This window comes from Nocardiopsis sp. iso_237 (assembly GCF_056173345.1).
Genome location: NZ_CM149669.1, coordinates 2444265 through 2471020 on the forward strand (window position 1 = coordinate 2444265; position 26756 = coordinate 2471020).

Here is a 26756-nt window from a genome sequence, read left to right on the forward strand (position 1 = left end):
TGACGACATTCGAGGGGTGTTCGGGAGCTCTGGCCGATCACGGCCAACCGACCCGTCCAACAGGACCTATCCGACCTGTGAGTGAGTCTGCTCCCCGCAGGGAATCGGAGTGGTCAGCGCCACCGAGCGACCACCCTTTGACCTATGAGGGCCCGCAACCCTTCTTGTAGCTTTCCCTCATGAGTCACATATGGACCCCCGAAGCACTGGTGACGGTACGTACCCTCGAACAGTGGAACACCCACCTTGACCAAGAGCACGGCATCCACCTCAGAGCCTCCTGGGAACCCAGTGACCCGCTCCAGATGCGGGATGGCACCTGGATCGAATATCGACCGGACGAGTGGGACGTCTACGAGGTCAAGCGCACCCCCACCAGCCTCGTTTCCATCGTGCCGATGGCCTACAACTACCGTGTGGTCGTCGCCCCTATCCACTCGCCGATGCTGCTAGACGGCGGCTGGTGCTACTTCGGCCGTGACCCCATGGTCCTGGCGCGGGCACTGCACGCGGCGTGGGAATGGGACCCCGATGCAGTTCCCGGGCAGCGCCCTCTCTGGTACGACAAAGAGGTGCTGTGAGCACCCCGTAGCCGGTTCAGCGGTGCCAAGGACGACGCTGCAGCCAGCGAGGACCACGAGACCGATACTGGCGGTCGCTCAGGGCACAATGCCGCCTCGTAATGGAGGTGACTCCACCAACCCCTCAGTGGACAGGATGTGATCGGCGAACTCCAGAGTCACCTCGCGGGTGACCGGGTCCACGGTGCGCGGGTCATGCCAGATCAGATGGAAGAAGGAGTCCTTGATGGTCCGCAGCGCGGTGTCGTGGCCAGGGTGGCGGCGTTCGCGGTGTTCCTCCTGCCACTGTTCGCATACCTCCTCGACGTCCTTGGCCCCCTCGGCGTCAACGAAGTACTCCTGGTCCTCGGTCAAGGCACCCATGTGCCACCAATCGCCCCAGTCGAGCGCATCTCCGATGATGGCCAACTCCCACTCGCGGCCGTGCTGGGCAGCCCGCTGAACCAGCGCCCAGGCCATGAGCGGGCATGCCCCCTGCAGGAACCAAGCGATCGTTGGTGCGGTGAGCACACCCGGGGTGACCTCGATCGTGAAGGAACCGTAGGTCAGGGTGGTTGAGGCGCCGGTCGAAGTTGACCGTAGCTGTCGGAAGTTCATGGGCACCCATTCTGTCGAGAGGCTGGGTACCGCACCAGATGAACAGGAAGCGGCTGGGCCATCGAAGCCGTCCCGCCAACTCAGCCAAGCCGCGAAACAGGTCGGACTGGCACACTCCGTGAGCTGCATCCGCACCACGCTGGTCCGCGAACCGGGCAAGGACGGAACCTTCAGGCGTCGTCCTTGGTGTGACTGATGCCCAGTAGGTTCCCGAGCCGCTTAGCCAGATCAGGGCTGCCGTCGGCGTGCACGGTTGTGATGCCCAGTTCCTGAGCGGAGGTGAGATTGTCGGGGTTGTCGTCGACGAACACGCACTCGGCGCTGTCCAACCTCAACTGGTCCAACGTGCGCTGGTAGATCCTCGGGTCGGGTTTGGCGATGCCTTCCACCTCGGAGAGCACCGTCACCTCGCACAGGCCAGTCACACCGAGTGCCTGGTATGGGTCATAGGGGTCGCGGCCGAAACTGTTAGACAGCAGCGCCGTCCTCACACCCGCCTGGCGCGCTGCGCGTGCCAGTTCGATCATCTCCTGGGCAGGCTGCACCTGCGCCCACGCCCGCCCCATGAGGTTGTGGTGCTCTTCAACCTCCAGCAGCGGAGCCGTCAACCGATTCCATTCGGCCTGGGCCAAACGCCCGGCCTCCAACTCCTGGTACAGACGGCGCCCTTCGGGGTGGCGCCCCAGAGTGTGGCTCCAGGCGTGGGCAGGCAGGCCTTGGCTCACGCACCAGCCTCGCAGCGCGGGGCCCACCTCGCTGGTGAGGACACCGACGAAGTCGAGGATGAGCCCGCGAAACGGGGGAGAGGCGGGGACGGAGTACATGGGGATCTGTCCATTCGTCGAGGTGAAGGGACGGCTGATGCTTGTGCTGCGGCGAGGCTCCGGCCAGGACAGTGCTTGCCCTGCTCGGTCGCGTTCACACCACACAACGTCCGCGGTCGTCCTCGCAGTCTGAAGTCAGCGCTTTGCTCCTCAGGCACTGGAGGCCAGGACCTCTTCCACCCCCTCATCAAGGAGCTGACGCGCTGCACACTCGCCCACCTCCTCCGGTTGGTCGGCCGACCCGGTGGCCTCCGCGCGGACGGTGGTGGAGCCGTCGATTGGCGTCACCGAGGCGAGCAGGTGTAGCTGCCCGGCGTGGATGGTGGCATAGGCGCCGATGGGGACGTGACAGCCACCTCCCAACACCTGGAGTAGGGCGCGCTCAGCCCGTGTGGTGGCAGCCGCCTCCTCGTCGTGCACCGCAGCTACTACCCGCGCCAACGCGGTGTCGGCGGTGCGCACTTGCACCGCGATCGCCCCCTGTGCGGGGGAGGGCGGCCACCGGGTGGGGTCCAGGTACTCGGTGATGTTCTCCTGCAGATCCAGCCGGTGCAGGCCAGCCGCGGCCAACACCACCCCGGACAAGCCCCGCTCGCGCATCTGCCGTAGCCGGGGAGGGACATTGCCGCGGATCGGAACCGCCACCGCCCCGGGGCAGGCGTGGCGGAGTTGGCCCACGCGGCGAGGCGCACTGGTGCCCACCCTGCTCCCGGGCGCGAGCGTCTCCAGAGTGGCCCCGCACAGAGCATCGCGCACCTCGTGTCGGCGCGGGACCGCAGCGACCATCGTCCCCGGGGTGATGACGGTGGGCAGGTCCTTCAGGGAGTGGACGGCCACGTCGATCTCGCCGTCGAGCAGAGCCTGTTCGACGGCGCCGGCGAACACCCCGGCGCCGGAAGAGGCGAGGTCGCGCAGACTGCTGGTGCGGTCCTGATCTCCCGCGCTCATGATGGTGCGCCGCACCCACGAGTGCTCAGGGTGGACGGCGCTCAGATGACCCAGGACTTCGATCACCATGGTCTGGGCCAGACGGCTCCCCCTGGAGCCGATCTTCCATGTGGACATGCATCCTCTTCCTGACGGAAGGCTACGGCCCGAGCGCCTACAGATCCCAGGTCAGGACCAGCCGGACTGGGCCCCGGTCCAGCACGAACACTCCAGGGCCAGGGGTGGGCGTTCGCGCCTCGGTGCGATAGACGGTGTAGGTGGGCCTGGTGCGCCGGTATGGCGCCCACACGTTGATCAGATCGGACACACGGTGGGCCAGCGCCTGTCCGGCCGTGGCGTGCCCGACCACACCGATCTCCGTGCACGGCCCCCGAGCGCCCTCAGGCTCCAGGACCCGGTGGGTGAGGTAGGCCAGCCCCCGCTCACCGACCGGCACACTGGCCATCGCGCCCCACCCCAGACCACGCGCCAACCCGTGACGTGCTTCCCCTTCACGGTTGAACATCAACCGCGAGAGCGTGTTCTCCAGGTGCAGCGCCAGCCACAACCACATGGCGTCCAGCGGCTCCATGCCACCGAACCGCACCCCGGTCCACACCGTCTGTGCGGGCTCGGCCAACACCCCCTCCACCTGGGCATCGGCGATGTCCTGTTCCCGGTTGACCTGCAACCGCACCCCACCATCGCCGGACACGTCCACCAGCCGACGCGAGTCATCCCCGATCCCCTCGCGCAACGGCATGAAGCTGCACAGCTCCGCGCTGCCGCACTCCCAGTGGTCCTGGTGGGGGCGCAGCGCCAGCGCATAGCCCACATCCCCGACCACCCGCATCGGCACGACCAACACCCCACCAGGAGCGAGCTGTTCCAGCCACGCCAGGGGCAGACGGTGGGCTCCCACGGTGGCGATGATCCGGTCGAACGGCGCCAGATCCTCCGCTCCCAGTGCGCCGTCGGCGCACCGCACCTGCACCGTGTCCGCCCCGGCCTGCTCCAGGTGGGCGCGAGCGGTTGTGACAAGGTCGGGGTCGACGTCGATGCTCACCACCTGCCCTTCAGAGCCAGCAAGGTGTGCGAGCAGCGCCGCGTTGTAGCCTGTGCCAGCGCCTACCTCTAGCACCCGCATCCCCGGCTCGATCTGCGCTTGGACGAGCATGCGGGCCACCACAGCTGGGTGCGAGGCACAGCTGATGGAGTCGCCATCCGGACCCTCCTTGACCGAGACCGTTCGATCGGCGTAGGCGTTCTCCACCGGGGCGTGGGGCACGAACAGGTGCCGGGGCACAGCGAGCAGCGCTTCGGCTACCGGGTTGGTGAGAGATAGCTCCTGGGCCAGACGGTCCACCATGGCCTCGCGTAGCGCAGGGTGGGAATGCCGGGTGGTGGTCGAGGTCATCGTGCCTTCCCTGGGGGAGTTTGCGGGCAGAGCCAGCGTAGAACGCCAGCACACGAGGGCAGGGCTGTTCTGTGAAAGAGCCGGCAAGCGCTACCGTCCAGGCATGGTTGCTTTCCACCGGCCCGGCCCGGCGCGGAGCAGCACCTGACCAGACCCTTGTGTATTTCGGCGCAGGGGGGAGGGTGTAGTGGCAGAGCTTGCGTTCAGGGGGCCTTTACGTGAAGCCTCGTGCGGGCTCTGGCGATGGCCCGGGTGAGTGCCGCGTGCAGCTCCGCTTCAGTTTCGACCTCGTCACTGCACGTGAAGTCGGGGCGCAGGCCCGGATCCGTTCCTGGGCTTCGGTAGCTGACCTCGGCGACCCATCGGCTCGCCTGGTCGTAAGCCACGGCACCGGTCAGGCCTGGCGTGGCTGTGAAGCGCACCACCACCAGGCAGTGTGCTGGGGTGGAGTCGAACTCTGCCTCAGGATGCTGTTGGACCAGGTTGGTCAGTCGGTTCGTATGACGCCTCGGTCGTCCATGGTGCTCATTCCGTGTCGTCCTCTCGGGCAAGTTCCTGGGCGAGTTCGCGGGCTGTGTCCTCGTCCACCTCGAACACCTTCTTCGGGTGGGAAGTGTCAACGGGATCGAAGGTCACCGCGATCCAGCGGTTCGTGTTCTCTTCCAGCAGCGACTGCTGAGTGTTCACCCAGGCGGTGACCTCGGTGTTCTCGCCGAGCAGGTGTTCGAGGATCCCGTACTCGGCGACGTTTCCGTTGCCGGTGTAGGGGCCTTCCAAGACGGCTAGGACCAGTTCGGTGTCCACCTCTAGCGCCCGCACCACCTGCTCCAGGTGCTCGGCGGCGCCGAGCAGGATGACCCCGTCCCCCAGGGCCTGACGTTCGGCGGCGGCGGCCGCGGCCGCGATCTGCTCGGGCGTGGAGGCTGCGGTCAGGTCGAGGTCGGCCGCGGTGCGCGAGGCCGAGCCGCCGAAGAAGGTGTCGGCGTCGTGCTCCTCCAGGGCGTTGTGGATCTGGTCCGCGCAGAGCTGGTCGACGGCGGCGCGGGCCTGGTCGGCGTCATCGTCCAGACTCGCGTGCATCAGCCCCGTCTCGTCCTGGGCCAGCACGGCGCCGAACCGCATCCGCTGCGCCAGAGGTTTGACCTGGCGCATCAGCGCGTTCGCGTCGCTGGGGGTGAGCAGGGGCAGGTCCCATCGCACCAGGACTCCGGTGTCCACGCTCTCGGGGCGGGAGGCAGGGTCGGCCTCGGGGAAGGCGAAGATGGACAGGTCTCCGTCCTCCAGGTCGAGCTGGAGGAGCAGCGGTTGGGCGGCGGTGGATCCGGGGCGGCGCTCGTAGAGCTCCAGCGGGTCCTGCTCGGGCACGGTACGGATCTCGATCCGGGGCAGCGGGTACTGGCGCAGGATGGTGCGCTCGTCCACCTCCAGGTGCTCGGCCAGGGGTTTGACCTTGGTTCCGTTCAGGCGGGCGTGGACCACACCGGCGTGGCGGACGCGTTCGGCGAGTTCGGTGACATCGCCCAAGGCCCACAGTTCCAGGACCGGGTCGTTGAAGCTGCGGGCGTAGGCGCGCAGCTCGGCGTCGGTGGGTGAGGCCACGTCAGCGGCTAGGGCCTCGCGGAAGGCCTCCAGGCTGGCCAGGTGGGGGTGCAGGGGCTTGTCGTTCACGAGCGAGGTCCTTTCGGGGTACGGGGTTCTTCGGGTCAGGGGTCGACGTGCCAGGTTCCGGCGGGCAGGTGCCGCAGCGCGCGCACGAGCGTGGTCAGGGCGGCCTCGACTTCGGCATGGGCGTGGGGATGGTCGATGGCGGTGCTGTCCACTTCCAGAGCGCCGGTGGGTTGGGTGTGCAGGTGCACGGTGTGCTCGCCCTGGTCATCGGTGTAGGTGAGCGTCAGGGCCCGGGCGACGGGCGGCCCGCCCCGCGACGCCAGGGTGTGGGCTTCGGCGGTGGAGGCACGCAGGGCTCCCAAGGTGCGGCCGTCGGTCTGTTCGGCCAAGGCGGCCAGAGAGGCCCTGCCGAAGTCGCGAGCGGCGAGGCGGAGGTCGGGGTCCTCGGGGGCGGTGAGTTCGCACAGCCCCTCGGCGGCCAGGGACACCGCCGTCAGGGCGGGGTCCACGCCCAGCCGTTCGCTGGTGTTGGCTCGCGCGGCCAAGCGGGTGCTGTGCGCGTGGGCCTCGTCCAGGATCTGGGCGTTGGTGGGCGGGTCGACATCGGCGGCCAGGTGCGGGTGCGCGGGCGTGTCAGGCATGGCTCTGCTCCGTTGGTCGTGGACTGGCGGGGTTCAGCTCTGGTCCTGGTTGACCGCGGCGATCAGGACCACGTTGCCCCAGGTGGTTCCGGACTTGTCGTGGGCGCCTGCGGAGACCTGGGCGATCATCTTGCCGATGTGCAGGGCCACGCGAGCGCGGGTCTGGGGGTCGATGTCGGGGAGGTCGTCGGCGAGGTTGGCCGCGAGGATCCTTCCCAGTTCCTGATGGCGAACGGGCGTGGCCCCAGCGTGGGCGCGGGTCAGTTCGAGGTCGGCGCGGTCGGTCTCAGCGGACACGGAGGCTCCTTGGCAGAGGGAGTGGGCGGGCGCCGCCCCCGGGTGGTGGGCGTGGCGGCCCGTTCCACTGTGGGGTGACGTGGATGTCATGTGAGCCAGACTATATGACATGAGTGTCATATGACACCCGTGTCATGTGGCGTGCATCACATTGTGTTTTTGAAGACACTCGCCCTGAGTCTGTACGCAACACAGCGCACCTCTCGCGCGAAGCTGGTCGCACGCTGGCGTGGATTCATTACGATCGGCCCCCGCGCCCCGCTGTGTCCATCTGACGGCGTTCTGGCTCTGGGGGTGAACCGCAACAGCCCTCCCGGGTGCTGGACACGGGGCCAACCCTCCATAAGCTTCCTTATGGAGGGTCAGGATGCGCGGATCTCCGCGTAGAAGCTCCGGTACGCGGAGGTCCGCGTCATCCGGGGCCAGATGGGGTGATGCGCAGGAGCCCGCGCATCACACTCCACGAAGCCGTCTGCGCGGAGGTCCGCGTACAGAACAAGGCTCCATGGATGCGCGGTGGTCCGCGCATCCACAGAAATTGGGAGTTCTGCGCGGAGCTCCGCGCTGATGGGGGAGTGGGTGCTACGGTGCACGAGTAACCCCCAGCGCGGGCCACCGCGCACCCCGACAGCAGAGACACCTCACTGCCCGCGAACACGCTGACCGTGTGCGGCCGCCCTCGCAAGGAGCCCCCCGTTGAGTAGGACCATGGGTGAGAAGTCCCGACAGCAGTGCCCCCGCCCGTTCCTTTGGTGGCTCAAGCCGAGCGGCTTCGAGTGGACCTGCCCCACCTGCGAGAAGATCTGGCGGATCAGGAACAACCCCTCCCAGCTAGTCGGCGGCCGGGTCTTCTGGCCCAAGCACACCCCCTCCAGCACGCTCACGCCCTACGCGCAAATGATCTGCCGCCCCCAGGTGCTTGCTGAGCATCCCCAGCGGGACCTCTGGGACAGCGCCGAGGGTCGCGAGATCCTGCCCCGCATGCACACCTCCAACCCGGCTCTCGCAGCCGAAGTGGAACGCGGGCGAGAGCGCGCCCAGGACAGCTTCGTTGACAACAAGCTCGCACCTCTGCACGCCCACCAGGTGACGGACGAGGACGCGGCGATGATCCGGATGATGTCCGGTGCCCAGTTCGGCGACGACGTGACGGTGACTCTGCCGTCCGGGACGAGGATCACCGGAGCGGAGATGCGCGAGTGGATCAGGACGCAGGACTGAGCGGCTTCACCCGTTTCAGGACACCCCGGACACCCCATTGACCGTGAGCAGTGGGTGTGTGTTCCCGGCACGGATCTCCTAACGAAAGGGAAAGACCATGGGCCGTCAACGCCGCTACCTGACCGCGAGCGCGGCACTGTCTAACCACGGCTCGGAGGAGGATATCTCTGACGCCCGGCTGTGGAACGCCTTCGTCCAGGAAGTACACGCCCTGGCCGCTGAGCCCCGCTTCGCCGACCTGGGATGGGGGATCAACGTGGAGGCCGACGAGGCCTATGACGGCGAGCTGCCCCCCACAGAACGGACGCCCTGATGGACGCCCACACCTGCATGCCGACGACCGCCGCCGAACGGGCCCATCAGGCTGTGGTGCGCGCGGTACACGCCAGCGCCACCGACCTGGACCCCGCACACTTGCGCCAACTCAACCGCGACTTGCCCGGGCCACGCACGCGGCGGTGGCAGCGCGCCGCCGTAGCCGCCACGGCCGCGCTCGCCTAGCGCCTGGACATGGACGAGGGAAGCGACGCCAGCAGCCCTGACCCGGTACCGCTCGATGTGCCCCTGGAGCAGCAGGCCGAGCACCTGCGGCGGGTGTGGGCCCGTCATGGGCAGGCCGGTGTGCGGCTCGTGGCTGCGGGCTTGGACCCCCTCTTGGCCCGAGCCCTGACACTGACACTGATCGTGGTCAACGTGGGGACCCGCCGCCCCCGGACGGATGACACCGCCTTTGAGTCGTGGCACGGACAGGTCGTGGGCAAGGCCCAGAAGCTGCTCTATCGCTCGCTGTGGCTCACCATCGTGCTGTCGGCGGGGCGCTTCCTGGGCTCGTGGGCTCTCCTGTTCGGCCCTGCCGTGGCCATGTACCTTCTCGCCCCCGGCCCGGTCGCTGCTCGCCTGTGCTGGGCCCTGGGTGCCCTGATCGTGACCTTCGTCCTGGGCAACCTCGCTGCTGCCCTGCACCGCACACGAAAGCAGGCCATGTCATGACGGCCATCGACCCCACCTCCATCCAACAGGGTGGACCCGACCAGAGCTCCGTCACCGTTGCGTGGCCCTCCGGTCTCACCGAGGAGCACGCCGACGACCTCCTGCGCCTGGCCACCACCACGTTCGGCGAGCTGAGCCCCGCCTCGGCACGGGCCGCGATGCGCCGCGCCCGCCTCGACGGAGCCGAAGCGTTCGCTGACCTGGCGGCCGGGGCCCGCCTCCTCGCCGAACAGGCCCGGGTCCTGGAGGTCGCGGCGGGCAGCGCGGCCCGCACCGCCGGAATGGACGCGAGCTCCCTGGCTGCTCGAACACACATGCGGCTCCGCACCGCCCAAGAGCGCTACCGCGAGAACCGCGTGCGCGTGGAGGAGCCCAGCGCCGACCCGCTCGCCCTGCTGGTCCACGACGCCCAAGGCCAGCCCCGACCGGTGACTCTGGAACTGGACCTGCACACCGGCCGATTCGCGTTCGGCCACCGCGAGGAACTGGACGGTGAGGTCGGAGGGCGGGTACTGCGCTGGGCTGTCCCGCTGCTCACCGGCCCCGGCGCCCGCACCCTGCTCCAGGCCTTGCAACCCCTGGCGCTGCGAGCGCTGGTCGGCACCGACGTCATCGACGACCAGCGAGTCCCCGACGACGACGCACACGCCGCCACGGAGGAGATCAACCGGGTGTGCACCCACGCCGGGCGGGTGTACCCCGTCCTGCGCCAGAACAGCGCCGCCGAGCACTTCGCCGGTCAGGACCCGGCGGACATCGCGGCCGCACTCGGATTGCCGCAGGGGGCCGACCCCGAACAAATCGCGGCGGCCGCCGGACTGGCCACTGAGAACGCACTCCGGTTGCTGGTCGTGCTCACCGGTGCCCCGGACTACCTGAGGGCCGCCGTCACACCGGCGGAGGAAGTAGCCGAACCGGACGCCCAAGCCGAATCGGCGGAGGACCTGTTCTCCTACGCCCGTACCCTTGTCCAGGCCTTGGAGGAACCCATCGACGGGGTCGAGCTCTGGTTGGCGAGTCGCCTGCTCGGCGCGCTCCTGCGGGCCGCCGTCTCCGAGGGGGGCACCCTGGATCAGGCCCGGGAGTACACGGTTCCGTTCTGGCTGGGCTTGACCACCCTGGATCTGCCGAAGACCACCCTGGCGGCGCGGCCCGCGCCCGAGACCACTACGGCTCTGGTCGCGCTGGCGCAGTACGAGGACGCGGATGAGCTGGCACGGGAGCGCGCGCTGGAGCTGGCACGCCGAGCCCTATCCACAGCGCCGGTGGGCGAGGAAGCCCAGGAAGAGCAAGGGGGAGAGGTGCGTCAGGCTGCCCAGAAGCTCTTGGACATCCACGGCATGGCGGTGGGGTTGGCCAACGTTGCCCACGAGCACCAGGACGACGTCCTCAAGCACGGAGTCCTGCCCAAGACTGCCTTGATGAGCATGGCACGCGCCCGGCTGATCACCTCGGCCCAGGAGCGTCGCCTCACGGACCTGGCTATCAAGGCGCTCCCCCTGGCCACCGCCATCCTACTTCGGAACCAAGAGCTGGTGGACCCGTGAACTCCCCGCTGGCGCCCGCCCTCTGGAGCACCGTGCTCAGCGGCGACGCCGTGATCGTCGCCTGTGCGATCCCCGCCTTCCTGATCCCGCTGGCCGTCGCCTGGAATGGCGAATCCACCGCCCCTTCCCCGTGGGGGGGGCGTCTTCGGTGCGGTGTTGGGGGTTGTGACCGTCGGGCTCTACACCCGCGGTGAACGCCAGAAGGGAAGAGACACGTGAACCCACGCCCCACGCCTCCCGGACCCGGGCGGCCGTCTACGGCGGACGGTCCCTGCCCCGCCGAGCTTGGCGCGCCGTGCGCGACTGGTGGTTTGGCCAACGCGAGGAGCGCCTCGTACGCGTCCAGGAACGCCGATCGGCAGCCGACCAGGTGCAGCGGGTACAACAACGGCACGCCCGGGTCCGGGAGGCGTGGGGCGAGTACCGAACCGACCTGGAGGCATTCTTGGCCGCACCGGCGCTGAACGACGTCAAGGTCGAGCCACCGCGCTCTTCTTTCAGGCCATGCAGCCGCAGGCCGGGGGTCATACCGAGCGCTACGCGCAGGCGGTGTACTACCTGGAGACCTCCTGGGAACAAGCTCGGGCCCATGCGCGTCGGGTCGGGCCTGGCTACCTGCCCGATCCCGAGCGGTTCGAGCGTGCCGCGAGGCTGCTGCGATTGGCCCACAGCGGCCACGACAACGGCGACCACGAGCGTGAGTTGGCACTGAACCGGGGCACTGATCTCCTGTCCGGACTCGTGGAGCCGCCCGAGCCCACCACGCACTCACTGGAGGCCCGGGTTCGAGCCTCGCTGCCGCCCGTGCACCACCACAAGGAATGAACCATGCTGGATACTGCCGCTCCTCATCGGGGCCCTGAAGGCGTTCTTCCACTCATGATCAGTATCTGAGAGGCCAAGCATGACGGCACATCAAGACGAACCCCTTGCGCGCACGTACACCATCGAGGAGTATCCATATACCGAGCACGTCTATGTCGGCGATCACGATGACCACTCAGAATGCGCCGAACGCCCCCACCCTGATGAGCCCGCAGCCGACGCTGATCTCGATCGGGCCTTGGCGCTCCTGGGCTGGACACGCAACGGACCCTGGCGGCGGGATACCGGCGGCGAAGCGACAGCGCCGGTTAGCCCACGCCCAGACGGGCCCCTGGTGATCCCTCCCCAGGATTCTGGGCTTAGTGAACAAGAATGGGCCGCCCAGAGGGTGACGTTGTCGCTGGGCGTGGAAGACCCCACCGTGCTCCGGCTGATCCTCCACGACCTTCGTGTAAAGGAGGGGATGAGCTGGACCCAGATCGGGGCTTTGCCTCCTGAGCGCCTCGACGCTCTGGACGATCGACACCAATGGATGCGTGACTGAACACGGTCTGCAGTGAAACATTCTCATTGAGGCACGACCACGTTTAAGGAGCCCGCGATGTCGGACACCCCAATGCGGTGGCTGATACGCCGTGACCAGAACAACCCGCGTTTCCCCTGGATGTGGATCTGCCAGGACCGATACACCAACCCTCTTCATAGTCGACTATGTGGAGCGCGAGGCCCCGCGAGTACCGAGGCTGAGGCTCGCGGGGCCGCCATGGCCCATGCTGCTGAACAACACGGATAAGGACCCGGGCTGGGCGCATCTGAGATGGTGTCCTCTCAGGCTGGAGTGCCACCCCACACACAGCCAAGGAGAATGCGTGAAGATCCGCCCAGAGCCCCTCCCTCGCTGTTCACGAAGTCGACGACGACATCGTCGACCGTAATCACAGGTGGGCGTACTACCACCGGATCGTGCTCCCGAAGGCCACAAAGTTGCTTGTCGACGCCGCTGTGGACTTTCAGGAGTTCCTGCGCTTCCAGAGCTCGGCAGAAGAGGGATGACCCCGGAAAGCACAACAGCGATCCCTGCCTCCGCACTCGCTCCCTGGACTCCAGCTGTAGGAGAGGCGGCCCCTGCCTGAATGGGAGAGGCCGCGCCTACACTAGCTCTGCTGCGAGACGAAAGGCCGACCGCCCGGTGCGGGCCGGAACTGCCGGAGCGGTGAGCGTCGTCGTAGCGGCGTGCGGGGGTGTGGGTGCGTCTGAAGGTTCCAGCGGGATTATGGCTGCCGTCAGACCGTATCGTCGGTGAGTGGGGCGGCCGACCTCGTCGACTTCGGGGCAGGCCTACGCGGGTGGGCCTTGAGCCGCGTGATGAGTTTGCTCGCGGTAGCCCCGGTCAACCGGTCGATCACCCGCACACACAGCTCTCTGCGCGCCCGCGGAGCGATATCAGTGCCCCGAATCGCGATCGCCAGGTGGGCGTCGAAGACCTCGGGGCCCACTCGACGGGCGAGCCTGACCAGGTAGTCGTGCTGAGCTGGGCTGAGAGGGCTCGTCTTGGCGGCTTTATCGCGTTCCCGCAGCTCCTTGTAGTAGGCATCGTTGCGCGCCTTGCGTCGGGTCGCGATGTGAGCGAGGCCGGGTTCCGCGGAGTCGGTCTCGTCGTGGGCGTAGTTCAGACCAGCCACAAGCTCAGCGATGCTGGCTTCGGGCCGAGAACGGACTCCCATGGACTCGTTGATATCGCTATTGAAGAAGGCGCAGGCCTTCTCGAAATCAGGAGACTCTCGGGGTCCGGCCTGAACGGTGACGTATTCGTTGAGAGCCTTGCGCGCACTGAACTCGCTCAACAAGGGGCGTGGCACGCACACCTGGCAGTGCCCGCCGACCTCATCGGTCGGCCGCTGCGCGCACTCCCCGCACACGAGCTCCGGACACAGCCCACACAGTGCTCCGGCGCCCTCCAAGGAACCGGGGCCCCCAGGGGAATCCTCGACCGTCAGCTCCGCGAGCGATCGGCACGCACCCGCGCAACGGCGGCTCTGGACCTGAGGCGCGCCCCCGGACTTGAGGATCGCGGAACGGATGACTCCGTTCCCAAAGCGGGTCGGCCTGATGGCGCGCTCCTCTCGGGCAGAACGGTAGGCGCGCAGGATCTGAGGGTCGCTGCCGTTGTCCACTTTCCTGTGGCCCTCGCGATCCAGGCACCGGCACGGCAGCCGTTCGGCGTACCCGAGGTGGGTGGCGCCGAAGCTGTCGCACACTAGGCACAGCGTCCACTGGTAATCGCTCTCCCCATCCACCCGCATTTCAGCTTCGCTGTGGTTGTGCCAGGGACACACTGTCGCGTCGATGGTGCACGGAAAGGGAATCGGGCCGACCGCGAGGAGCGCATCACCACGCCACTGAGGGGCGGCCTTCTGTGTTCCGGTGGTCCGCAGCCGTGTCGTGGTCGTCAGTTGGAACTGGTGCCACCACCGCGGTGCTTGTTCTTCCTCGGCGTGAAACCACACCTTCTGCTCAGGAAGCCAGAATGCGGGCGAGTAGTCTCTGCCCGTTCTGTCCTTGAACGTGCAGGGCGTGTACAGGTAGTTGACGTGTAGGTCGTCGAAGAAGACTGACCAGCGCGCATGGAGGTCCGAGTCGAACCGTGCTTCGACCAACGTGTAGCTCACGAACAGCAGTATGGCCGGGCTGTCTCCGATCTGGGGGCGAAATCGAGGAACACGACTTCAGCCCGACGGCACTGCCCGCCGCCAGACCCCGGATTCTGTGTGAGGGGCCGTGCTCACCGGCTCTGGTGGATGGGCGCGAGCTCTTGGCGCAGGTCCACCACCGGCACCCCTCGGGCCCCTCCGCCGACCCCTGACCGAAGCGCACCCACAGGAGCAGGACGCCGACGTCGCGGGCGAAGGCCAGCCTGGCGGCCGAGGAGCGGTTGGGGGCGGAGTCGATCTCGACCACGACGGTGACGGAGACCGGGTGCCACAGCACCACGTCCAGGCGCCCGTAACGCTGGGCGCCTGGCGGCAGGACGGGCAGTCCCAGCTCACGCCATACACGTGGCCGCCCGAGTCAGCGGGGTAGAACTCCTCGGCCCATGCGCTGATCTGCCGGGTCAGGGCGGTGGTCAGCCGAGCGGTGGAGGAGGCGCCGTCCTCGACCTCGTGGTCGGCCACAGCCGCGCGAGCCCAGTCGGTGAGCCAGGCGCGGAGCCGTTCGGCGGCCTGGTCGACCTCCTCGGTGGGCGCAGGGTCGGGGGAGCGGCCGGTGAGGTGGTGTAGCCACCCTTGGGCCCAGTGGCCACGCCCCACCACGTTGATGACCCCGTCGGTGGCAGCGGCCCGACCCGCCTCGACCTTGGTCGGCACCAGGTGCTGAGCCCGGTCGCGGACCAGACCCAGCACCTGGTCCACGCGTCCGGTCTTGTCCATGACCTGCTCGGCAGCCAGAGCGCCCTGGAGATGCTTGGCAGCCCACCACCGCCACTCGGCCACCAGCGCAACCGGGGCTGCCTGCTCGACCTCGATGTCGTCGATCATCTCGCGGGCCTGCCCGGCGAACCCGCGCGCCGCGGCACTCAGCTCAGCCTTGAGACGCCCTTCGTTGGCCTTCCACCAGGCGTTCTGGCAGGGCCAGCACCGCTGACGCCGCTTGCCTGCAGCGTTGGTGGTGATCATCTCGTTGTGCCCGCACCCGGGGTAGGTGTGGCGGATACGGAACCCCGTGCACTTCCGACAGGCGGCCACGTCCCCGTTCTTCCACTTGGGTAGGGAGGTGCGGGTGGAGATCCGGTCGAACCATTCATGACCCTGCTCGCACTTCCACCACACCTCGATGGGGCTGGAGGGCGGCACGGTCATTGGGTCCAGGCCGCTGTCGACGTTGCGCTCGAAGTGACAGCTCGCGGCGACCTCGGGCGGTAGCGTGCCCACCGGGCGCGCACCTTCCTCTGTGGCTGGCATGGCGGTGCTCCCTGTCAGTTCGGGAAGGGACCGTAGGGCTCGGTGCACTCGAAGATCTCTTCCACCGTGCGTTCGGGTTCCTCTCCGGGGGCTCCGAAGATCGGGTGCTGGTCCTGGGCGGTGCAGGCGTCACGGCGCTTGTTGAAGCCGTCCCTGCCGGGGCCGGCCACGTACAGGGAGGCGCCCTGGCCGTAGAGCAGGGCGTGGGTGGCGGCGTCCTCCTTGTAGGACAGACGCTGGTCGATGCCCATCGCTCGCAGCTCACCCAGGACGCGGGCCACGTCGCGCCGGTCGCGCCAGTCCTTGGTGTAGACGCAGATGAGCCGGTCCTTGCCGGGCTTGTCCTCGGTGGCGACCTTGGCCTTCCAGCCCAGGCTGCCGGCCTCTGTGGCCTCCACGATGGCCGCCCACACCTCGTTCACCCGCTCGGGAGCAGTGAAGGGCATCCACTTGCCGGTGACCCCGGCGTTGACCAACTCGGCCACCTCCTTGCGTTCGGTCTCGGTCGCGGCCAGGTTCACGGCGTAGCGCCAGGGGGACATCGTGGGACTCCTTCTCGTTCGCCAGCAGAGCCTTCAGCATCGCGCTTCACCGGCAGCCGGAGGGGGTTTTTCCCCGAACTCGGGCTCGTTGGCCAGTCCGGGCCTGGGGAGAGTGGCGTCCGGGCCTCGGTCGAATCGGGGCCAGCTACTCGACCAGGACGCCAGTACCGTCGCGGGTCGTTGTCCCAGGCCGCCCGCACCTGCGGTTCGCTCCAGACACAGAGTGGCCGTCCCTATCTATGGGATTCTGAAGTGCATGCAGTACGGTAAAACAGAGAGCGATATGCTTCCTGGGTCTCATTTAAGTTTTGAGGAGATCAACCCCCGTGAACAGCATTAATCCTGCCGTGCGGCTGGCGGCTGCGAGCATGGCTGCTGTGTTCGCGCTCACTGCCTGCTCTTCCTCTGAACCGTCTGAAGGGCCTAGTTCCGCTGAGGATCCGTTGGAGTCAGTAGAGGAAACCGATTCCTCGTTCCTGTTCGATTTCACCGAATCGACAATGGGTCCGGCTGAGACCATCGAGTTCCGGGTTCCCGACGAGCTCATCGAGATGGACCCGGAGTATGCGGAGCGGCGGATGCTCGAATCCGTCACGATCACCGCGACCGAGGCAGAGGGCCCTTCCGAGTGTGCAGTCAGATACGATTTCGGCTACACCGATACTGACTTGGCGCGGCTCGCGGAGTTCGCCGAGCAATACTACGACGCCAGGCCGCCTCAGGAAGCTGCGTATTATGTCTTCACTGGAATTTCGGCTGATGGCCCTGAGATGGAAGAGGACTACTCTTCCGCAGTGGTGCCGGTCAAGTGCGCCCTCTCGCATTCTGACAGCGTGAACACCACTGAAGTGAGGTTCGTCAATACCACCGATGACGGCGCAACCTCTATCGGTTCCGATCTCTTCCTTCTGGCTGAAGTGTCAGTTATGCAGAGTGGTGAGCTATTTGTTCAAAGTGTTGATCGCCGAGGCTGGCAGCTGGACAGTAATGGCAGTTGGGTCAAGGGATAGGGTTCGGCCTCATGATTCACTACCGCAGCGCGACTCCGATGGAAAGGTCACTCCTGTGTCCCACATGACTCCCGAGATCGAACGACTGCTTCGGTTGGTACTCCTGCTCCCCAACGACCACCATCATCAGCTGCACCGACGTCTCATTGTCTAGTGCCGTGACCTAGGCGACGCGATGTCGATGCGCTGGTTTGCTTGACCCTGAAGAACACATAACCCACGGCCGATCGCACTTCCACGATCGGCCCAGGGGCCTACCGGCCGGTGGGCACTTGTTGGTGGCCGTGGTGGAACAGCACACCGGCCACCAACAGGTCCCGGTGGAGGAACGTCTCCTCACCGCCGAACAACAAGTCCCACTGCTCTGCGGTGATCAGCGCAGACGCGGTCCCCTCCGTGAGTAGGCGCTCGACCGAGGCCCGCTCCAGCCACGTGCGCCACTGCTGGACCCGCATGCGTCCGGCGACGAACGTCCGCCGCTCCTCGGCATCCCCCAACAGCGGCGCGATCTGATCCACCAGCGCTTCGGTCGGTCCCGTGTCGACTCCGCGCTCCTGGGCATACCCGGAGGCCACGAGGAGCATCACTGCGCCCGAGAGCCGCCAGGCCCGAAGGTCTGCTTCCTCCAGGGCCGCCTCGCGGGCTTGGTGCGACATCACGTGCAACAGGGTGAAGGGGTGGTAGCGCGAGGGGCTGGAGTGTAGGTCCTGGGAGAGCAGGTCCCACACCGGCTTGGGAGTGTTCAGCGCACACACCTCGGCGCGGATCTCCTCCGGCAGGCGCGCCCACCAGCGCGCGGTGGTCGTGTCCACGACCCGGCGGGTGAGGAAGGGCTCGCGGTTGTCGTTGCGCCAGCGCTCGCTGATCAGCTCGCTCGGCCGCTCGACCAGTGCCTCGGCCAACCAGGCGGTGTTCCATCCCTGCGGCCACGCGACCAGGTTTTGGTCGATGGCCGCGCGGTTGCGCTTCAACGCCTTCACGGTCAGGGCGTGGGCCAGTTCCTGGTCGTCGGTGTCGGCCGTGACCAGGTTCGCGCCGTTGTTGTAGGCGGCGTAGGGCAGCGCCCAGATCGCGATCCGGCATGGACGGCAGAGCGGAACGCCGCCTACGCCGCCTTGGGCGGTGTTGAGGTAGGAGGACGACTCGGCCAGCGGCAGCAGGCTCTTGCCCCACCGTCGCGCGGCCGGGGCGTCACACCAGGAGCAGTACCAGGGCGCGTCGTCGTCGGCCGCGAACTGGTCTTGGAGCGAGGCGCGGATCTGGTCCTGGCTGTGGTGGTAGCGGTGGGGGTGGGCCACGGGGGAGTTGGGAAAGGCGGCGCCCAGGGCCATCGCCCAGGCGTAGCCGGGGCCTTGCTTGGGGGCGTGCGCGGCCCGCAGTGCGTCGTTGATGATGATCTCCTCGACCCGGTCAAGGTCTTGGAGGTCGACTTGTGCGGGGGAGTGCCGGTCGCACATGGCGGCTACGGCGTGCGCTCCGGCGCGTTGGAAGGAGTGGGCGGCCAGCTGCATGAAGGGCTCCTGGTCTGGTCTGCTTTAGGTAGGCGGCACGACGGTACAGGGGTCCCTCAGAGGGCGAATGAGGTTCCAGGGTAGCGCTCATTCCTGCCCTGTGTTCGGAATTGAGACAGCTCCTCGGTGGCGGCTTTTGCTCCTGAGTAGGCCAGTCCCTGAAGGCTTCTTCTTCCCGCCAGTCGAGGGGGCACGTAGGGCAGTAGTCGATGATGGTCGCGCTGTTCTCGGGGGGCGAGCCCCAGACATCTCAACACGATGGGGTACACCGTGTCCCCCACGCGGTGCGCACGTCACCCGCTGACCGGAGCCGCCCACCTTCCATGGTCGCGTGGGTTGAGCGCCGCCGGGGCCCTCGACCAAGAAAAGACCTTCGATTATAGAAGGTTTACGATTCCCAGGACATGCATGTCTGTCGATTCCAGACCCATGAAGAGGACCACAACGCCAGCGTGCGGGACTTGGTTGAGGAGAGCGTGTGAACACCCCGCTGGACACCGCGACCTGTATGGGCGGACCTGGCGCGTGCACCGTGCCGTAGCGATCGCCCTGGTAGTCGCAGCGACCACTTTGAGACCGGGGTTTAAAACCACCCACGATCATCCTAGTGGATCTCGACCCCCGCGAGAGCGTCGTCCAGGAGGTCGGCCGAGGAGTTCACGGGTGCCACCTAGGCTTGGTCCGTACTCGGTCTTCAGATGTCCGCTCGGCGTGGGTGGCGTTGAGGGCCCGGGTGGCGACACACCTATCTATGAGATGACCGGCACGGTGCTGGAGACCACCGGCACTGACGGCGAGCCCCTTCTGGGCGCCGCTCTGGGCCGCCGCGTGAACCCCGACAGCGTCGACACCACCATCTGAGAAGGGAACGACCCCATGACCCCGATCACCACCTGGTGGCGGCGCCGCTCCGGCGCCGTCGAGCCCCGACACGTCCGCGTGCTGCGCGTCTTCCTCACCGACCCCGAGCAGCAGCGGTTCGGCTACGACCTCATGCAGGATACCCGCCTTTCCAGCGGGCGCCTGTACCCGATCCTGGCCCGCCTGAGGCGGGACGCCTGGATTACGGGCACGTTCGAGGACATCGATGAGAACGCGGAGGGTCGTCCTGCGCGTCGGGGCTACCGTCTCACCGACGCCGGGCGCGTACACGCCCGTGCGCTGGTCGCCAAGTGGACGGACGGCGCCCCTGCTGTGCGCCCGACGCTGGCCGCGGCCCGCCTGCGCGCCGACGAGCTGATGGGTCGTTCCGGGCCCGACGCCGACGGCTTCGTCGACCCGTTCGCTGAGACCGCCCGCGACATGCTGGCCGCGCTGCTCTACGCCGCCGCGGTGTCCGCGGTCGACGACGACCAGGTCCGCCAGTGGGCTCGAACTCAAAGCATGGAGCCCTACCAGCTGCTCACAGAGCGAGTGCGAGGCGAGGGAGAGGACCCTGACGCCCTCACCGCCAGCGGACAGGTGCGCACCGTCTACCAGGGCTACCCCGACAGATCGCGGAGCGCCGTCATGATCCAGGTTGTCGGAGCGCTGACCCGAGCCGACGGGTGACACCGAAGAGGCACCGTGCAGGTCGCCGGTCACAGTGTCGTGAAGAGGCAGGCGCTCAGCCAGTAGACAGCGCCGCCCGCCAGGACATGTCCCCTGGCCGCGGCGGTTCGACGCTCTCACTGAGCGCGCTCCGCACCCATGAGGGCCTGGACCGCGTCCTGGCGTGTCGCAGCTCGGGTGATCTGGCACCGACGTTCGCTCTCGAATCCCTCCCAGGTGCCATCCCACCGGCGGCACACCGTGCCGACCAGGACATCGTCGCGGTGCAGGAGCCAGCGGCGTAGCGGGTGAGCGTGGTGGTCACCCAGCCGCAGGTCACGGCCATGCTCAGTTGTTCCGAGAAGGTCACGGCCAGCTCGACCCGATACGGCCGCTGGCCTTGACCCGCAGACTGGTGAATTGGATGGTGTGGACGGGACCGTGCATGAGGGCATCTCCTCTGTTGTCGGGGTCAGGCACACGGCACGGTCTACAGGTGCCGCCGATCCCTCACAGGGGATAATGATGCAGGTCACCCTATCCCACCGCAGGGTTCCAGGAGTGTGCGACGGGTACCCCGGGGCGTCATCGTCTCCTGCCTACTCACCAAAGCCCAACACCTTGACACCCTCACCCTCGGCGCCGCTCAGGTCGACCAGCACCACAGCCCCGGGCACAGCCTCGAACCGGTTCTCCGGCTGCCTGGGCTCCGAAGGCAGAGGGGCCTGGGTGGGTTCGGGCACATCCACATCGAACGCTTCTCCTCCACCCCACGGGGCCACGCTGATCTTGGGCCCGCCATCTCTCGAGTCCGCGAACTTCACCACCGAGTCCTCGAGGGCAAGCACGTACGCGCCGGGTGAAGAGGTCTCCACCGCCTGTTCCGCCGTGCCCAAGGACCTGCCATCGAACCGCCGCAGCTCATAGCGGACGGAGTCCGCTCCGGAGTCGCGCTGGGAGACGAGGAACCCCTGCTCAAGCGTGCGAGCCAGGTACAAGCCCTCGTCCTGGAGCCCCGTCGCCTCGCCCACGACCTCACCCGAGACCGGGTCGAACACGTACAGCTCACCGAACCATTCGTCCTGGTACTCCGGTCCCCGGTCCTGGTAGACGGGAAGCAGCTCGCCCGCGGCGAACGTGGCGGCGTTCGGAGGTCAGAAACGCTCCTTCTTCACCCTCCAGGTGCCACAGCACGGACCCGTCCTCAGGGTCCAAAGCGATCAGCTCGGCCTCGATCGAACCACACCCCGCCCGCACGACCACCGCCTCGGAGAACACCACCGGACGATCGGCCCGGTGCACCTTCGACCCCTCACAGGTGAACAGGTCCTCGGTGTGCCACAGCTCGGAGCCGTCCTGGTCGGAGAGCATCGTGGCCGAGAGCCGGTCACTGCCCTCCAGGTGGAAGACACCATCGTCACCGGCCACACCCACGTTGAAGGGCCCGGGCCTCTCGACATCGGGAGCGATCGGCTCCTCGAAGTCGCCGACGATCTCCCCGCTGACTCCGTCCAGGACCACCCGGCGCCACGCGACCGTAGGCGTGAAGTCCTCCTCATCGTTAGCTGCCCGGACCCTCTCGTCCGGTGCTTGCTTAGGGTACATCACGTGCACCCGCTCCCCGGAGGAGGACACGTCGGTCAACGCACGGACGTCCTCGTCGTCCACGGTGAAGCTCCATCGCTCCCGCCCGGTCGCACCGTCCAGCGCGAACACACCGTGGGAGGTACGCACGAGAGCCCCCTTGGGTAGAGGGGTCACATCCAGATCGCCCGAGTACCCCTGGGCGGTCCACTCCCAGGCCAGTACAAAGCTGAGCGCCAATGCCGCCACGGCTCACGGGGGAGCGGGATATGCCTGTGTTGTGCGCATGCGACGATTCTGCCGTCTGCGCCGCAGGTGCGCCCAACGGGCAAGCGAGGGGCCCCGGCGTGGTCACCGCCGGGGGCCGCACTCCAGTGGGGTGGAGTGCTGGGAGAGGGTCCGCCCCTGGGGAGGAAGGGGCGGGCCCGTGTGGTCAGCGCAGGCGCGTGCCGCGTTCGGCCAGGATCCGTCGTACGTCGGTGGCCGCGGCGTCCATGTCCAGGGCCCGGCCGGTGTGCTCGGCCAGGGCGGCGTGGAGGTTGATCAGGTGGCGCTCGGGAGCGACGGGCCACTGCGTCAGGACGCCCTCGGTCAGGGCCTGGTGCAGGGCCAGGGGTTCGGTGGCACCGCTGCGGTGGGCTCGGATGGCCTGCTGGCGCAGGACGCGTAGGTAGGTCAGGCGGCTGGTGATGGCGCGTTCGATGTCGGCGCCGGAGAGCAGAGTGCCGTGGCTGCCCACAACCTGGCGGGGAGCGCAGTCGCTGATCCACCGCAGGGCCTGCTCGGCCTGCGAGGGGGCGAGCCCCCAGAGTTCGGGGGCGACAGGGGCCAGCAGGTCCCCGGCCAGGAGGATGCGGTCAGTGCGGTCCCACAGCAGCAGCTGGTCGGTGCTGGGGGCGTGCACGCTGACCCCCGGCAAGCTCGGGATCGGCCTCTGGTGGCTGAGCACGTGTGGCGAGCCGGGGGCGAAGTTCGCGGCGGCCCGGATCTGGCCGGCGTGCAGGCGCTCAGCGTGCTCAGGGGTGCGCTCCCCGGAGCCGTGGTCCCAGCGCAGCCACACCATCCGGCGTAGTCGCAGGGCCGGGGCGGCGGTGGCGACCTCGGCCAGAAGGCGTTCGGTGGCCTCGGCGCTCATGCCGTGGTCCACGACCGTCAGCTCGGCGCCGCGTCCGACCAGGAGGCTGGCGCCCGGGCTCGCGGTCCACCGTGTGGTCCACACCCGGCTGCTGGGGCGGCTCAGGGTGGGCGCCCCGGGGCTGTTCGTGTGGTGGTGGGTGCGGGTCAGCGTCGCGTCCATCCTGGCTACCTCCTGGTCCGTGCGGCGGGGCCGCCCAGGTGGTACAGGATTCGGTGGGGCGACCTGGGATCAGGTCACCACGGCGGGGTGCGGTGTGGGATGCGATATCCGCAACTGGAACCCCTTGACAGAACGGTCACGGGTTGTTCTACGCAGGTCACTCGGTGTTCGTCCCTTATGAGCTTGCAACAGCGGTGGGTGAGCAGCGCAGTTCCAGGTTCACCGAGACACCGTTGACCTGCCCGTGACGTGGGTGGACGTCTCGGTCGAGGCTACGGCTGGGTCAGCTCCAGCCATGCGCAACAGTGAGCAGGCCCGGTCAACGCACTGCTCACGGTCGGCCGCCGGTATGTCTTGGGCCAGCCCGTACACGGTGGTGAGGGAGCTCATCCAACTCATCGGCCGGACGAAATCGGGGTCATGGAGGTTCAGGGCGTCGCGCACGACTCCGAGCATGCGCCGGGGACGTTCGGCGCGCTCCCAGAACAGTCGGCCCACGCTGACGATGGCGGCCCCGACGAACGCCCACACCACCGCAGCGGCGGACAGCTCTACCCAGACCAGTTGGGTCACTGCGAGCAGGATCGGGGTGAGCGCGGGGAGGGTGCACACCGCCCCGACGCGATCGGGCCAGGCCGACCGCCACAGTGTGAGTGCCCAGGCCCCCACTGCGGCGTGGAGCAGTACGACCCAGGACACCTCGTCCCACTCCCTCCAGCCGGTGATCACGACTGTGAACGCCGTGCCGAGTACACCGGCCATGACCGTGCCGAGCAACGCGATGCGAGCGCTTCGGCGGGTGGGTGCATCGGTCATCGAGAACTCCGAGGGTCGGCAGGGCCGGGGGTTCATCCTCTCACCGAGGACTGACCCTTGGGCGAGACGCAGGCGCCCTCACTCGGTGTTGAGTTCTCCCAACGCGTCGAGATTGTTGTGGCACAGCACGGCCAGCTCGTAGAGGGCCTCCAGGGCCGGGGGCGGGTCGGCGGCGCGGATGGCCACCCCGAGCTTGACCGCGCGGCCCGCCAGCGGCACGAACTTGGTGTGCGCGGTCTCAAAAGCGTCGGCGGCGAACATGGTGTGCAGCGCGACGCTACCGGTGACCTCCACGGCCGCGCTGACCTCCTCCGGGGACTCCAGGGTGGTGGCTCGGGAGGCCTCCGCGAGGGGTAGGTCGTCCATCCACCGGGCGTAGCGGGCCCCTCCGGGGTCGGCGTAGAGCCATTCGGCGTCGGCGACGTGGTGGGGGCTGAGCCATTCGGCGTCGGCCAGGTCCGAGCTGCGCGGCACCACCACGGCCCGGGGGGCGGTGGTGGTGGTGTGGGCGCGGTAGCCCAGTTCATGGGCCTCATCGCCCAAGAGCTGCCCGAAGGCAATGTCGGCGCCTGCGAGCGGGTCCGCGAGGGTGGGGGAGTGCACGGGCACGTGGGCCAGGCGCACATCGGGCCAGCGGGCCCGGAACTCCTCCAGGATGGCCGGGCCGGTGTCGGCCAGGGCGGCGCCCAGGACCGCCACGCGGATCAGCTCGGTGCCGGCCTCCTGCTCGCCATGAGCGGCGATCCTGTCGAACCTTCTGCGGGCGCTCTCGCCCCAGGACAGGTAGCGGCGGCCGAGTTCGGTGAGCTGGACGGGGCGGCCCTGGCCGCCGCGGTTGACGATGGTTCCCTGCACGAGCGCCTCCAGAGAGCTGATTTTGCGGCAGGCGGCTGTGGGGCTGAGGTAGACCGCGGCCGCCGCCTCGGCGATGGTGTCGTGCACGGTCAGGGCGCGCACGAGGTCGATGGTGGTGGAGTCGATGGACAAGGGGGGCCTCCCAGGGTCGCAGTGTCCCGGGGACGGTACGTGTTCGCGCCACCTCAGTGAGCCAATGTCCGGTAAAGGGTTTTCCTGGGTTTCCCTACCCGGGCTGCTCGCGGGTAAGCCGCTCCCGGCGCCCAACCCGCCGTGGTGAACAGGGAGCGCGCTCATGCGCCATCTCACACCCGGCTTCCCAGGTGTAGAACACGGCGCGAGCTAGCAACCCCTTACAGGTGAATTTGCTCTTTCTGCGGGGAAGCCAGCCCGAAGAGGACGCGAGGCAGACCACTTGGGTGTGAGCCGTCCTTTTTCTTTTCGATGATTCCCTGATCTATCAACCCCAGGAGGGTATTCCTGTCATTTTGCGTCACTTCTTCGATCGCATCCGATAGTTCACTGAATGTCCACCAGTCCTTGTCGGAATCCTGGAGGGTCTCGATGATCTTCCGGCGACGCTGCGCAACTGGCACAGTCGCCTTGCGTCCGCTGGGGTCCATCCCCGACCTTCGCCCCGAGTCATCGGATGGAGTCTCGAAGTGCTCCACCATCTCGCCTTGCTGCCCTAGCATCGATTGGAGTCGCTGATGGATGTCACGCAGCTGCCCGTCCTCCCGTCGCAACTGTTCCAGCTTCAGGGAAATTTTACGCATTTCGTCCGATATGACCCTCCTCTTGCTTTGAATATCTCCGAGAAGTTCCCTGGCTCCCACTTCGAGTTCACTCGCGCTCATGTCAGAAAAATAGCATCACGAATGGCTGCTATCAGCATGGTGGGCAGAGACTGAGCGCCCAATCTTTGACTACTAGTGGGGCATCGGAGTCGGAGAGTCGGAGACATGAACATCATCTGGTCCCAGCTCCGCTCACACCCAGGACCGACCCACCAAGGTCCATCTCCTGGCCGCTGCGTCCACCCTAGGCTGGTCGCCATGCCCCAGGACCTGACGACGACCGCGCCCACCCAGTCTCTGAACGCTGTACCCGAACGGGTGGATCTGGACGCCCGCGCGGGCGGCGGCGAGCAGGTCGTCGCGGCCCTGGCCGAGCAGATCCGTGTCCGCTCCACCCGCCCCAACACCAGGGCCGCCTACGCCCAGGACTGGGCGCACTGGGAGCGGTACTGCACCATCGCTGGCCTGCACCCCGACGAACCGTCGCCGGACGCGCTGACGGTGTTCGCCGGGTGGATGATCGCCCACCCCGGAGTGGGCGTGGAGCACGCGGCCCCCGCCACGCTACGTCGCCGGGTGTCCGGCATCGTCTCCTCCTGGCGCCGCACGGGCGCCCACGTCCCGCACCGGGCGGGCGAGGACGCGATGCGGGCCATCGCTGAGCACGAGCGGTGGCTGGCCGAACAGCATATCGACGCCGGGCGCGGCCAGGCGCCCCTGCTCAGCGTCGACGGGCTGCGCCGGATGGTGGCCGCCTGCCCCGAGACCCCGGCGGGCCTACGCGACCGGGCCCTGCTCCTGCTCGGGTTCGCCGTCGCAGCCCGCCGCTCGGAGCTGGCCGGGCTCGCGGCCGCAGACCTGACGGTGGACTACGACGGTGGCGCCCTGCGCGGTGTGGTGGTGCGGGTGCGCTCCTCCAAAACCGGGCAGGGGCGGAGGGTGGCGATCGTGCGCGGCTCCGACCCGGCCACGTGTCCGGCCATCGCGTGGATGCGCTGGTCCCAGACGGCCGGGGTGACCTCGGGGCCCGCGCTGCGGCGGGTGGACCGCCACGGGCACGTGCGAGCGGAGGGGGTGTCGGCGGCCGCGGTCGGCGACGTCATCCGCCGGGCCGGGCGGCGCACCGGCGACGCCGACCTCGCGGACCTGACCGGGCACAGCCTGCGCGCGGGGTATGCGACCGCTGCCCGGCACGCTGGGCACGACGTGGTCGCCATCGCCCGCGTCGGCGGGTGGCAGCCCAACTCTCCCGAGCTGGCCAAATACCTGCGGGTGGCCGATCAGTGGAACCCGCAGGACAACGCCACCAGCAGCATCGGGCTGTAGCCTCCCGGTGGCCGGGGCAGCCTTAACAATGACACCGACTGATGCCCCAGGCCG

At 67.9% G+C, this 26756-nt stretch carries 26 protein-coding genes; 9 read left to right on the top strand and 17 right to left on the bottom strand.

Features of this window, described 5'->3' with window-relative positions; genetic code table 11:
* The first annotated feature begins 179 nt into the window (after positions 1-179).
* Positions 180-581, top strand: a complete 402-nt coding sequence (locus AC0VYM_RS11125; protein WP_475461903.1) for a hypothetical protein — start codon at positions 180-182, stop codon at positions 579-581.
* Positions 582-659: 78 nt separating this feature from the next.
* Here AC0VYM_RS11125 and AC0VYM_RS11130 read toward each other — a convergent pair whose 3' ends face one another.
* From AC0VYM_RS11130 to AC0VYM_RS11160, 7 genes are all read right to left on the bottom strand, one after another.
* A complete protein-coding gene (locus tag AC0VYM_RS11130; RefSeq protein WP_475461904.1) occupies positions 660-1178 on the bottom strand; it encodes a hypothetical protein in 519 nt (172 codons plus the stop codon).
* Positions 1179-1348: 170 nt separating this feature from the next.
* Positions 1349-2002, bottom strand: coding sequence for an HAD family hydrolase (locus AC0VYM_RS11135; RefSeq protein ID WP_475461905.1), 654 nt, complete (start codon positions 2000-2002; stop codon positions 1349-1351).
* Positions 2003-2152: 150 nt separating this feature from the next.
* Positions 2153-3067, bottom strand: a complete 915-nt coding sequence (gene hemC / locus AC0VYM_RS11140) for a hydroxymethylbilane synthase (protein ID WP_475461907.1) — start codon at positions 3065-3067, stop codon at positions 2153-2155.
* A 37-nt stretch (positions 3068-3104) separates the two neighbouring features.
* Positions 3105-4346 (bottom strand): methyltransferase, FxLD system, encoded by a 1242-nt coding sequence (gene fxlM / locus AC0VYM_RS11145; protein ID WP_475461909.1) that lies wholly within the window; start codon positions 4344-4346, stop codon positions 3105-3107.
* Between the two features lie 525 nt (positions 4347-4871).
* On the bottom strand, positions 4872-6014 hold the full coding sequence (locus AC0VYM_RS11150) for a hypothetical protein (RefSeq protein WP_475461910.1): 1143 nt from the start codon (positions 6012-6014) through the stop codon (positions 4872-4874).
* 35 nt (positions 6015-6049) lie between these two features.
* Positions 6050-6595 carry a hypothetical protein gene (locus tag AC0VYM_RS11155; protein WP_475461911.1) on the bottom strand — a complete coding sequence of 182 codons (546 nt, stop codon included), beginning with the start codon at positions 6593-6595 and terminating at the stop codon, positions 6050-6052.
* A 33-nt stretch (positions 6596-6628) separates the two neighbouring features.
* On the bottom strand, positions 6629-6892 hold the full coding sequence (locus AC0VYM_RS11160; RefSeq protein WP_475461913.1) for a hypothetical protein: 264 nt from the start codon (positions 6890-6892) through the stop codon (positions 6629-6631).
* A 696-nt stretch (positions 6893-7588) separates the two neighbouring features.
* On the opposite strand from AC0VYM_RS11160, the gene AC0VYM_RS11165 reads away from it, so the two are divergent.
* The 5 genes from AC0VYM_RS11165 to AC0VYM_RS11185 all read left to right on the top strand — a co-directional run bounded on the left by AC0VYM_RS11165 (position 7589) and on the right by AC0VYM_RS11185 (position 11475).
* Positions 7589-8113 (top strand): hypothetical protein, encoded by a 525-nt coding sequence (locus tag AC0VYM_RS11165; RefSeq protein ID WP_475461915.1) that lies wholly within the window; start codon positions 7589-7591, stop codon positions 8111-8113.
* A 97-nt stretch (positions 8114-8210) separates the two neighbouring features.
* A complete protein-coding gene (locus tag AC0VYM_RS11170; RefSeq protein ID WP_475461917.1) occupies positions 8211-8426 on the top strand; it encodes a hypothetical protein in 216 nt (71 codons plus the stop codon).
* Positions 8427-8623: 197 nt separating this feature from the next.
* On the top strand, positions 8624-9103 hold the full coding sequence (locus AC0VYM_RS11175) for a hypothetical protein (protein ID WP_475461918.1): 480 nt from the start codon (positions 8624-8626) through the stop codon (positions 9101-9103).
* A complete protein-coding gene (locus AC0VYM_RS11180; RefSeq protein WP_475461920.1) occupies positions 9100-10650 on the top strand; it encodes a hypothetical protein in 1551 nt (516 codons plus the stop codon). Before AC0VYM_RS11175 ends, AC0VYM_RS11180 begins: the two co-directional genes overlap by 4 nt.
* 504 nt (positions 10651-11154) lie before the next feature.
* Positions 11155-11475, top strand: a complete 321-nt coding sequence (locus tag AC0VYM_RS11185) for a hypothetical protein (protein ID WP_475461922.1) — start codon at positions 11155-11157, stop codon at positions 11473-11475.
* Between the two features lie 1283 nt (positions 11476-12758).
* On the opposite strand, the gene AC0VYM_RS11190 is transcribed toward AC0VYM_RS11185, so the two are convergent.
* The 3 genes from AC0VYM_RS11190 to AC0VYM_RS11200 are packed head-to-tail and all read right to left on the bottom strand — an operon-like array spanning position 12759 to position 15976.
* Positions 12759-14144 (bottom strand): hypothetical protein, encoded by a 1386-nt coding sequence (locus AC0VYM_RS11190; RefSeq protein ID WP_475461923.1) that lies wholly within the window; start codon positions 14142-14144, stop codon positions 12759-12761.
* 57 nt (positions 14145-14201) lie between these two features.
* Complete coding sequence (locus AC0VYM_RS11195; protein WP_475461925.1) at positions 14202-15434, bottom strand: zinc-ribbon domain-containing protein; 1233 nt, start codon at positions 15432-15434, stop codon at positions 14202-14204.
* Between the two features lie 14 nt (positions 15435-15448).
* Entirely contained in the window at positions 15449-15976 is a 528-nt protein-coding gene (locus AC0VYM_RS11200; protein WP_475461927.1) for a putative phosphothreonine lyase domain-containing protein, read from the bottom strand.
* Positions 15977-16302: 326 nt separating this feature from the next.
* On the opposite strand from AC0VYM_RS11200, the gene AC0VYM_RS11205 reads away from it, so the two are divergent.
* Positions 16303-16986 carry a hypothetical protein gene (locus AC0VYM_RS11205; protein ID WP_475461929.1) on the top strand — a complete coding sequence of 228 codons (684 nt, stop codon included), beginning with the start codon at positions 16303-16305 and terminating at the stop codon, positions 16984-16986.
* A 254-nt stretch (positions 16987-17240) separates the two neighbouring features.
* On the opposite strand, the gene AC0VYM_RS11210 is transcribed toward AC0VYM_RS11205, so the two are convergent.
* Positions 17241-18497: a hypothetical protein gene (locus AC0VYM_RS11210; RefSeq protein WP_475461931.1), complete on the bottom strand. Its 1257-nt coding sequence runs from the start codon at positions 18495-18497 to the stop codon at positions 17241-17243.
* A gap of 876 nt (positions 18498-19373) precedes the next feature.
* On the opposite strand from AC0VYM_RS11210, the gene AC0VYM_RS11215 reads away from it, so the two are divergent.
* Positions 19374-20048: a PadR family transcriptional regulator gene (locus tag AC0VYM_RS11215; protein ID WP_475461933.1), complete on the top strand. Its 675-nt coding sequence runs from the start codon at positions 19374-19376 to the stop codon at positions 20046-20048.
* Positions 20049-20626: 578 nt separating this feature from the next.
* On the opposite strand, the gene AC0VYM_RS11220 is transcribed toward AC0VYM_RS11215, so the two are convergent.
* The 6 genes from AC0VYM_RS11220 to AC0VYM_RS11245 all read right to left on the bottom strand — a co-directional run bounded on the left by AC0VYM_RS11220 (position 20627) and on the right by AC0VYM_RS11245 (position 25436).
* On the bottom strand, positions 20627-21085 hold the full coding sequence (locus AC0VYM_RS11220) for a hypothetical protein (RefSeq protein WP_475461935.1): 459 nt from the start codon (positions 21083-21085) through the stop codon (positions 20627-20629).
* Positions 21086-21092: 7 nt separating this feature from the next.
* Positions 21093-21761 carry an outer membrane protein assembly factor BamB family protein gene (locus AC0VYM_RS11225; RefSeq protein ID WP_475461937.1) on the bottom strand — a complete coding sequence of 223 codons (669 nt, stop codon included), beginning with the start codon at positions 21759-21761 and terminating at the stop codon, positions 21093-21095.
* Positions 21762-22044: 283 nt separating this feature from the next.
* A complete protein-coding gene (locus AC0VYM_RS11230) occupies positions 22045-22908 on the bottom strand; it encodes an MBL fold metallo-hydrolase (protein ID WP_475461939.1) in 864 nt (287 codons plus the stop codon).
* Positions 22909-23127: 219 nt separating this feature from the next.
* Complete coding sequence (locus AC0VYM_RS11235) at positions 23128-23724, bottom strand: hypothetical protein (protein WP_475461941.1); 597 nt, start codon at positions 23722-23724, stop codon at positions 23128-23130.
* A 78-nt stretch (positions 23725-23802) separates the two neighbouring features.
* On the bottom strand, positions 23803-24711 hold the full coding sequence (locus AC0VYM_RS11240) for a LysR substrate-binding domain-containing protein (protein WP_475461943.1): 909 nt from the start codon (positions 24709-24711) through the stop codon (positions 23803-23805).
* Positions 24712-24932: 221 nt separating this feature from the next.
* Positions 24933-25436, bottom strand: a complete 504-nt coding sequence (locus tag AC0VYM_RS11245; protein ID WP_475461945.1) for a hypothetical protein — start codon at positions 25434-25436, stop codon at positions 24933-24935.
* 198 nt (positions 25437-25634) lie between these two features.
* Here AC0VYM_RS11245 and AC0VYM_RS11250 point away from each other — a divergent pair, with 198 nt between their 5' ends.
* The gene (locus AC0VYM_RS11250; RefSeq protein ID WP_475461947.1) at positions 25635-26702 is read left to right on the top strand and encodes a tyrosine-type recombinase/integrase; all 1068 of its coding nucleotides are present in this window, start codon (positions 25635-25637) and stop codon (positions 26700-26702) included.
* Positions 26703-26756 lie beyond the last annotated feature (54 nt).

What these genes read in the sequence shown, in the direction of transcription:
- AC0VYM_RS11215 (WP_475461933.1), top strand. Translation starts at nt 19,374, where the DNA reads ATGACCCCGATCACCACCTGGTGGCGGCGCCGCTCCGGCGCCGTCGAG.
- AC0VYM_RS11200 (WP_475461927.1), bottom strand. Translation starts at nt 15,976, where the DNA reads ATGTCCCCCTGGCGCTACGCCGTGAACCTGGCCGCGACCGAGACCGAA.
- AC0VYM_RS11185 (WP_475461922.1), top strand. Translation starts at nt 11,155, where the DNA reads ATGCAGCCGCAGGCCGGGGGTCATACCGAGCGCTACGCGCAGGCGGTG.
- AC0VYM_RS11125 (WP_475461903.1), top strand. Translation starts at nt 180, where the DNA reads ATGAGTCACATATGGACCCCCGAAGCACTGGTGACGGTACGTACCCTC.
- AC0VYM_RS11170 (WP_475461917.1), top strand. Translation starts at nt 8,211, where the DNA reads ATGGGCCGTCAACGCCGCTACCTGACCGCGAGCGCGGCACTGTCTAAC.
- fxlM (WP_475461909.1), bottom strand. Translation starts at nt 4,346, where the DNA reads ATGACCTCGACCACCACCCGGCATTCCCACCCTGCGCTACGCGAGGCC.
- AC0VYM_RS11175 (WP_475461918.1), top strand. Translation starts at nt 8,624, where the DNA reads ATGGACGAGGGAAGCGACGCCAGCAGCCCTGACCCGGTACCGCTCGAT.
- AC0VYM_RS11135 (WP_475461905.1), bottom strand. Translation starts at nt 2,002, where the DNA reads ATGTACTCCGTCCCCGCCTCTCCCCCGTTTCGCGGGCTCATCCTCGAC.
- AC0VYM_RS11155 (WP_475461911.1), bottom strand. Translation starts at nt 6,595, where the DNA reads ATGCCTGACACGCCCGCGCACCCGCACCTGGCCGCCGATGTCGACCCG.
- AC0VYM_RS11250 (WP_475461947.1), top strand. Translation starts at nt 25,635, where the DNA reads ATGCCCCAGGACCTGACGACGACCGCGCCCACCCAGTCTCTGAACGCT.
- AC0VYM_RS11210 (WP_475461931.1), bottom strand. Translation starts at nt 18,497, where the DNA reads ATGCAGCTGGCCGCCCACTCCTTCCAACGCGCCGGAGCGCACGCCGTA.
- hemC (WP_475461907.1), bottom strand. Translation starts at nt 3,067, where the DNA reads ATGTCCACATGGAAGATCGGCTCCAGGGGGAGCCGTCTGGCCCAGACC.
- AC0VYM_RS11195 (WP_475461925.1), bottom strand. Translation starts at nt 15,434, where the DNA reads ATGCCAGCCACAGAGGAAGGTGCGCGCCCGGTGGGCACGCTACCGCCC.
- AC0VYM_RS11230 (WP_475461939.1), bottom strand. Translation starts at nt 22,908, where the DNA reads ATGGACGCGACGCTGACCCGCACCCACCACCACACGAACAGCCCCGGG.
- AC0VYM_RS11245 (WP_475461945.1), bottom strand. Translation starts at nt 25,436, where the DNA reads ATGAGCGCGAGTGAACTCGAAGTGGGAGCCAGGGAACTTCTCGGAGAT.
- AC0VYM_RS11235 (WP_475461941.1), bottom strand. Translation starts at nt 23,724, where the DNA reads ATGACCGATGCACCCACCCGCCGAAGCGCTCGCATCGCGTTGCTCGGC.
- AC0VYM_RS11130 (WP_475461904.1), bottom strand. Translation starts at nt 1,178, where the DNA reads ATGAACTTCCGACAGCTACGGTCAACTTCGACCGGCGCCTCAACCACC.
- AC0VYM_RS11180 (WP_475461920.1), top strand. Translation starts at nt 9,100, where the DNA reads ATGACGGCCATCGACCCCACCTCCATCCAACAGGGTGGACCCGACCAG.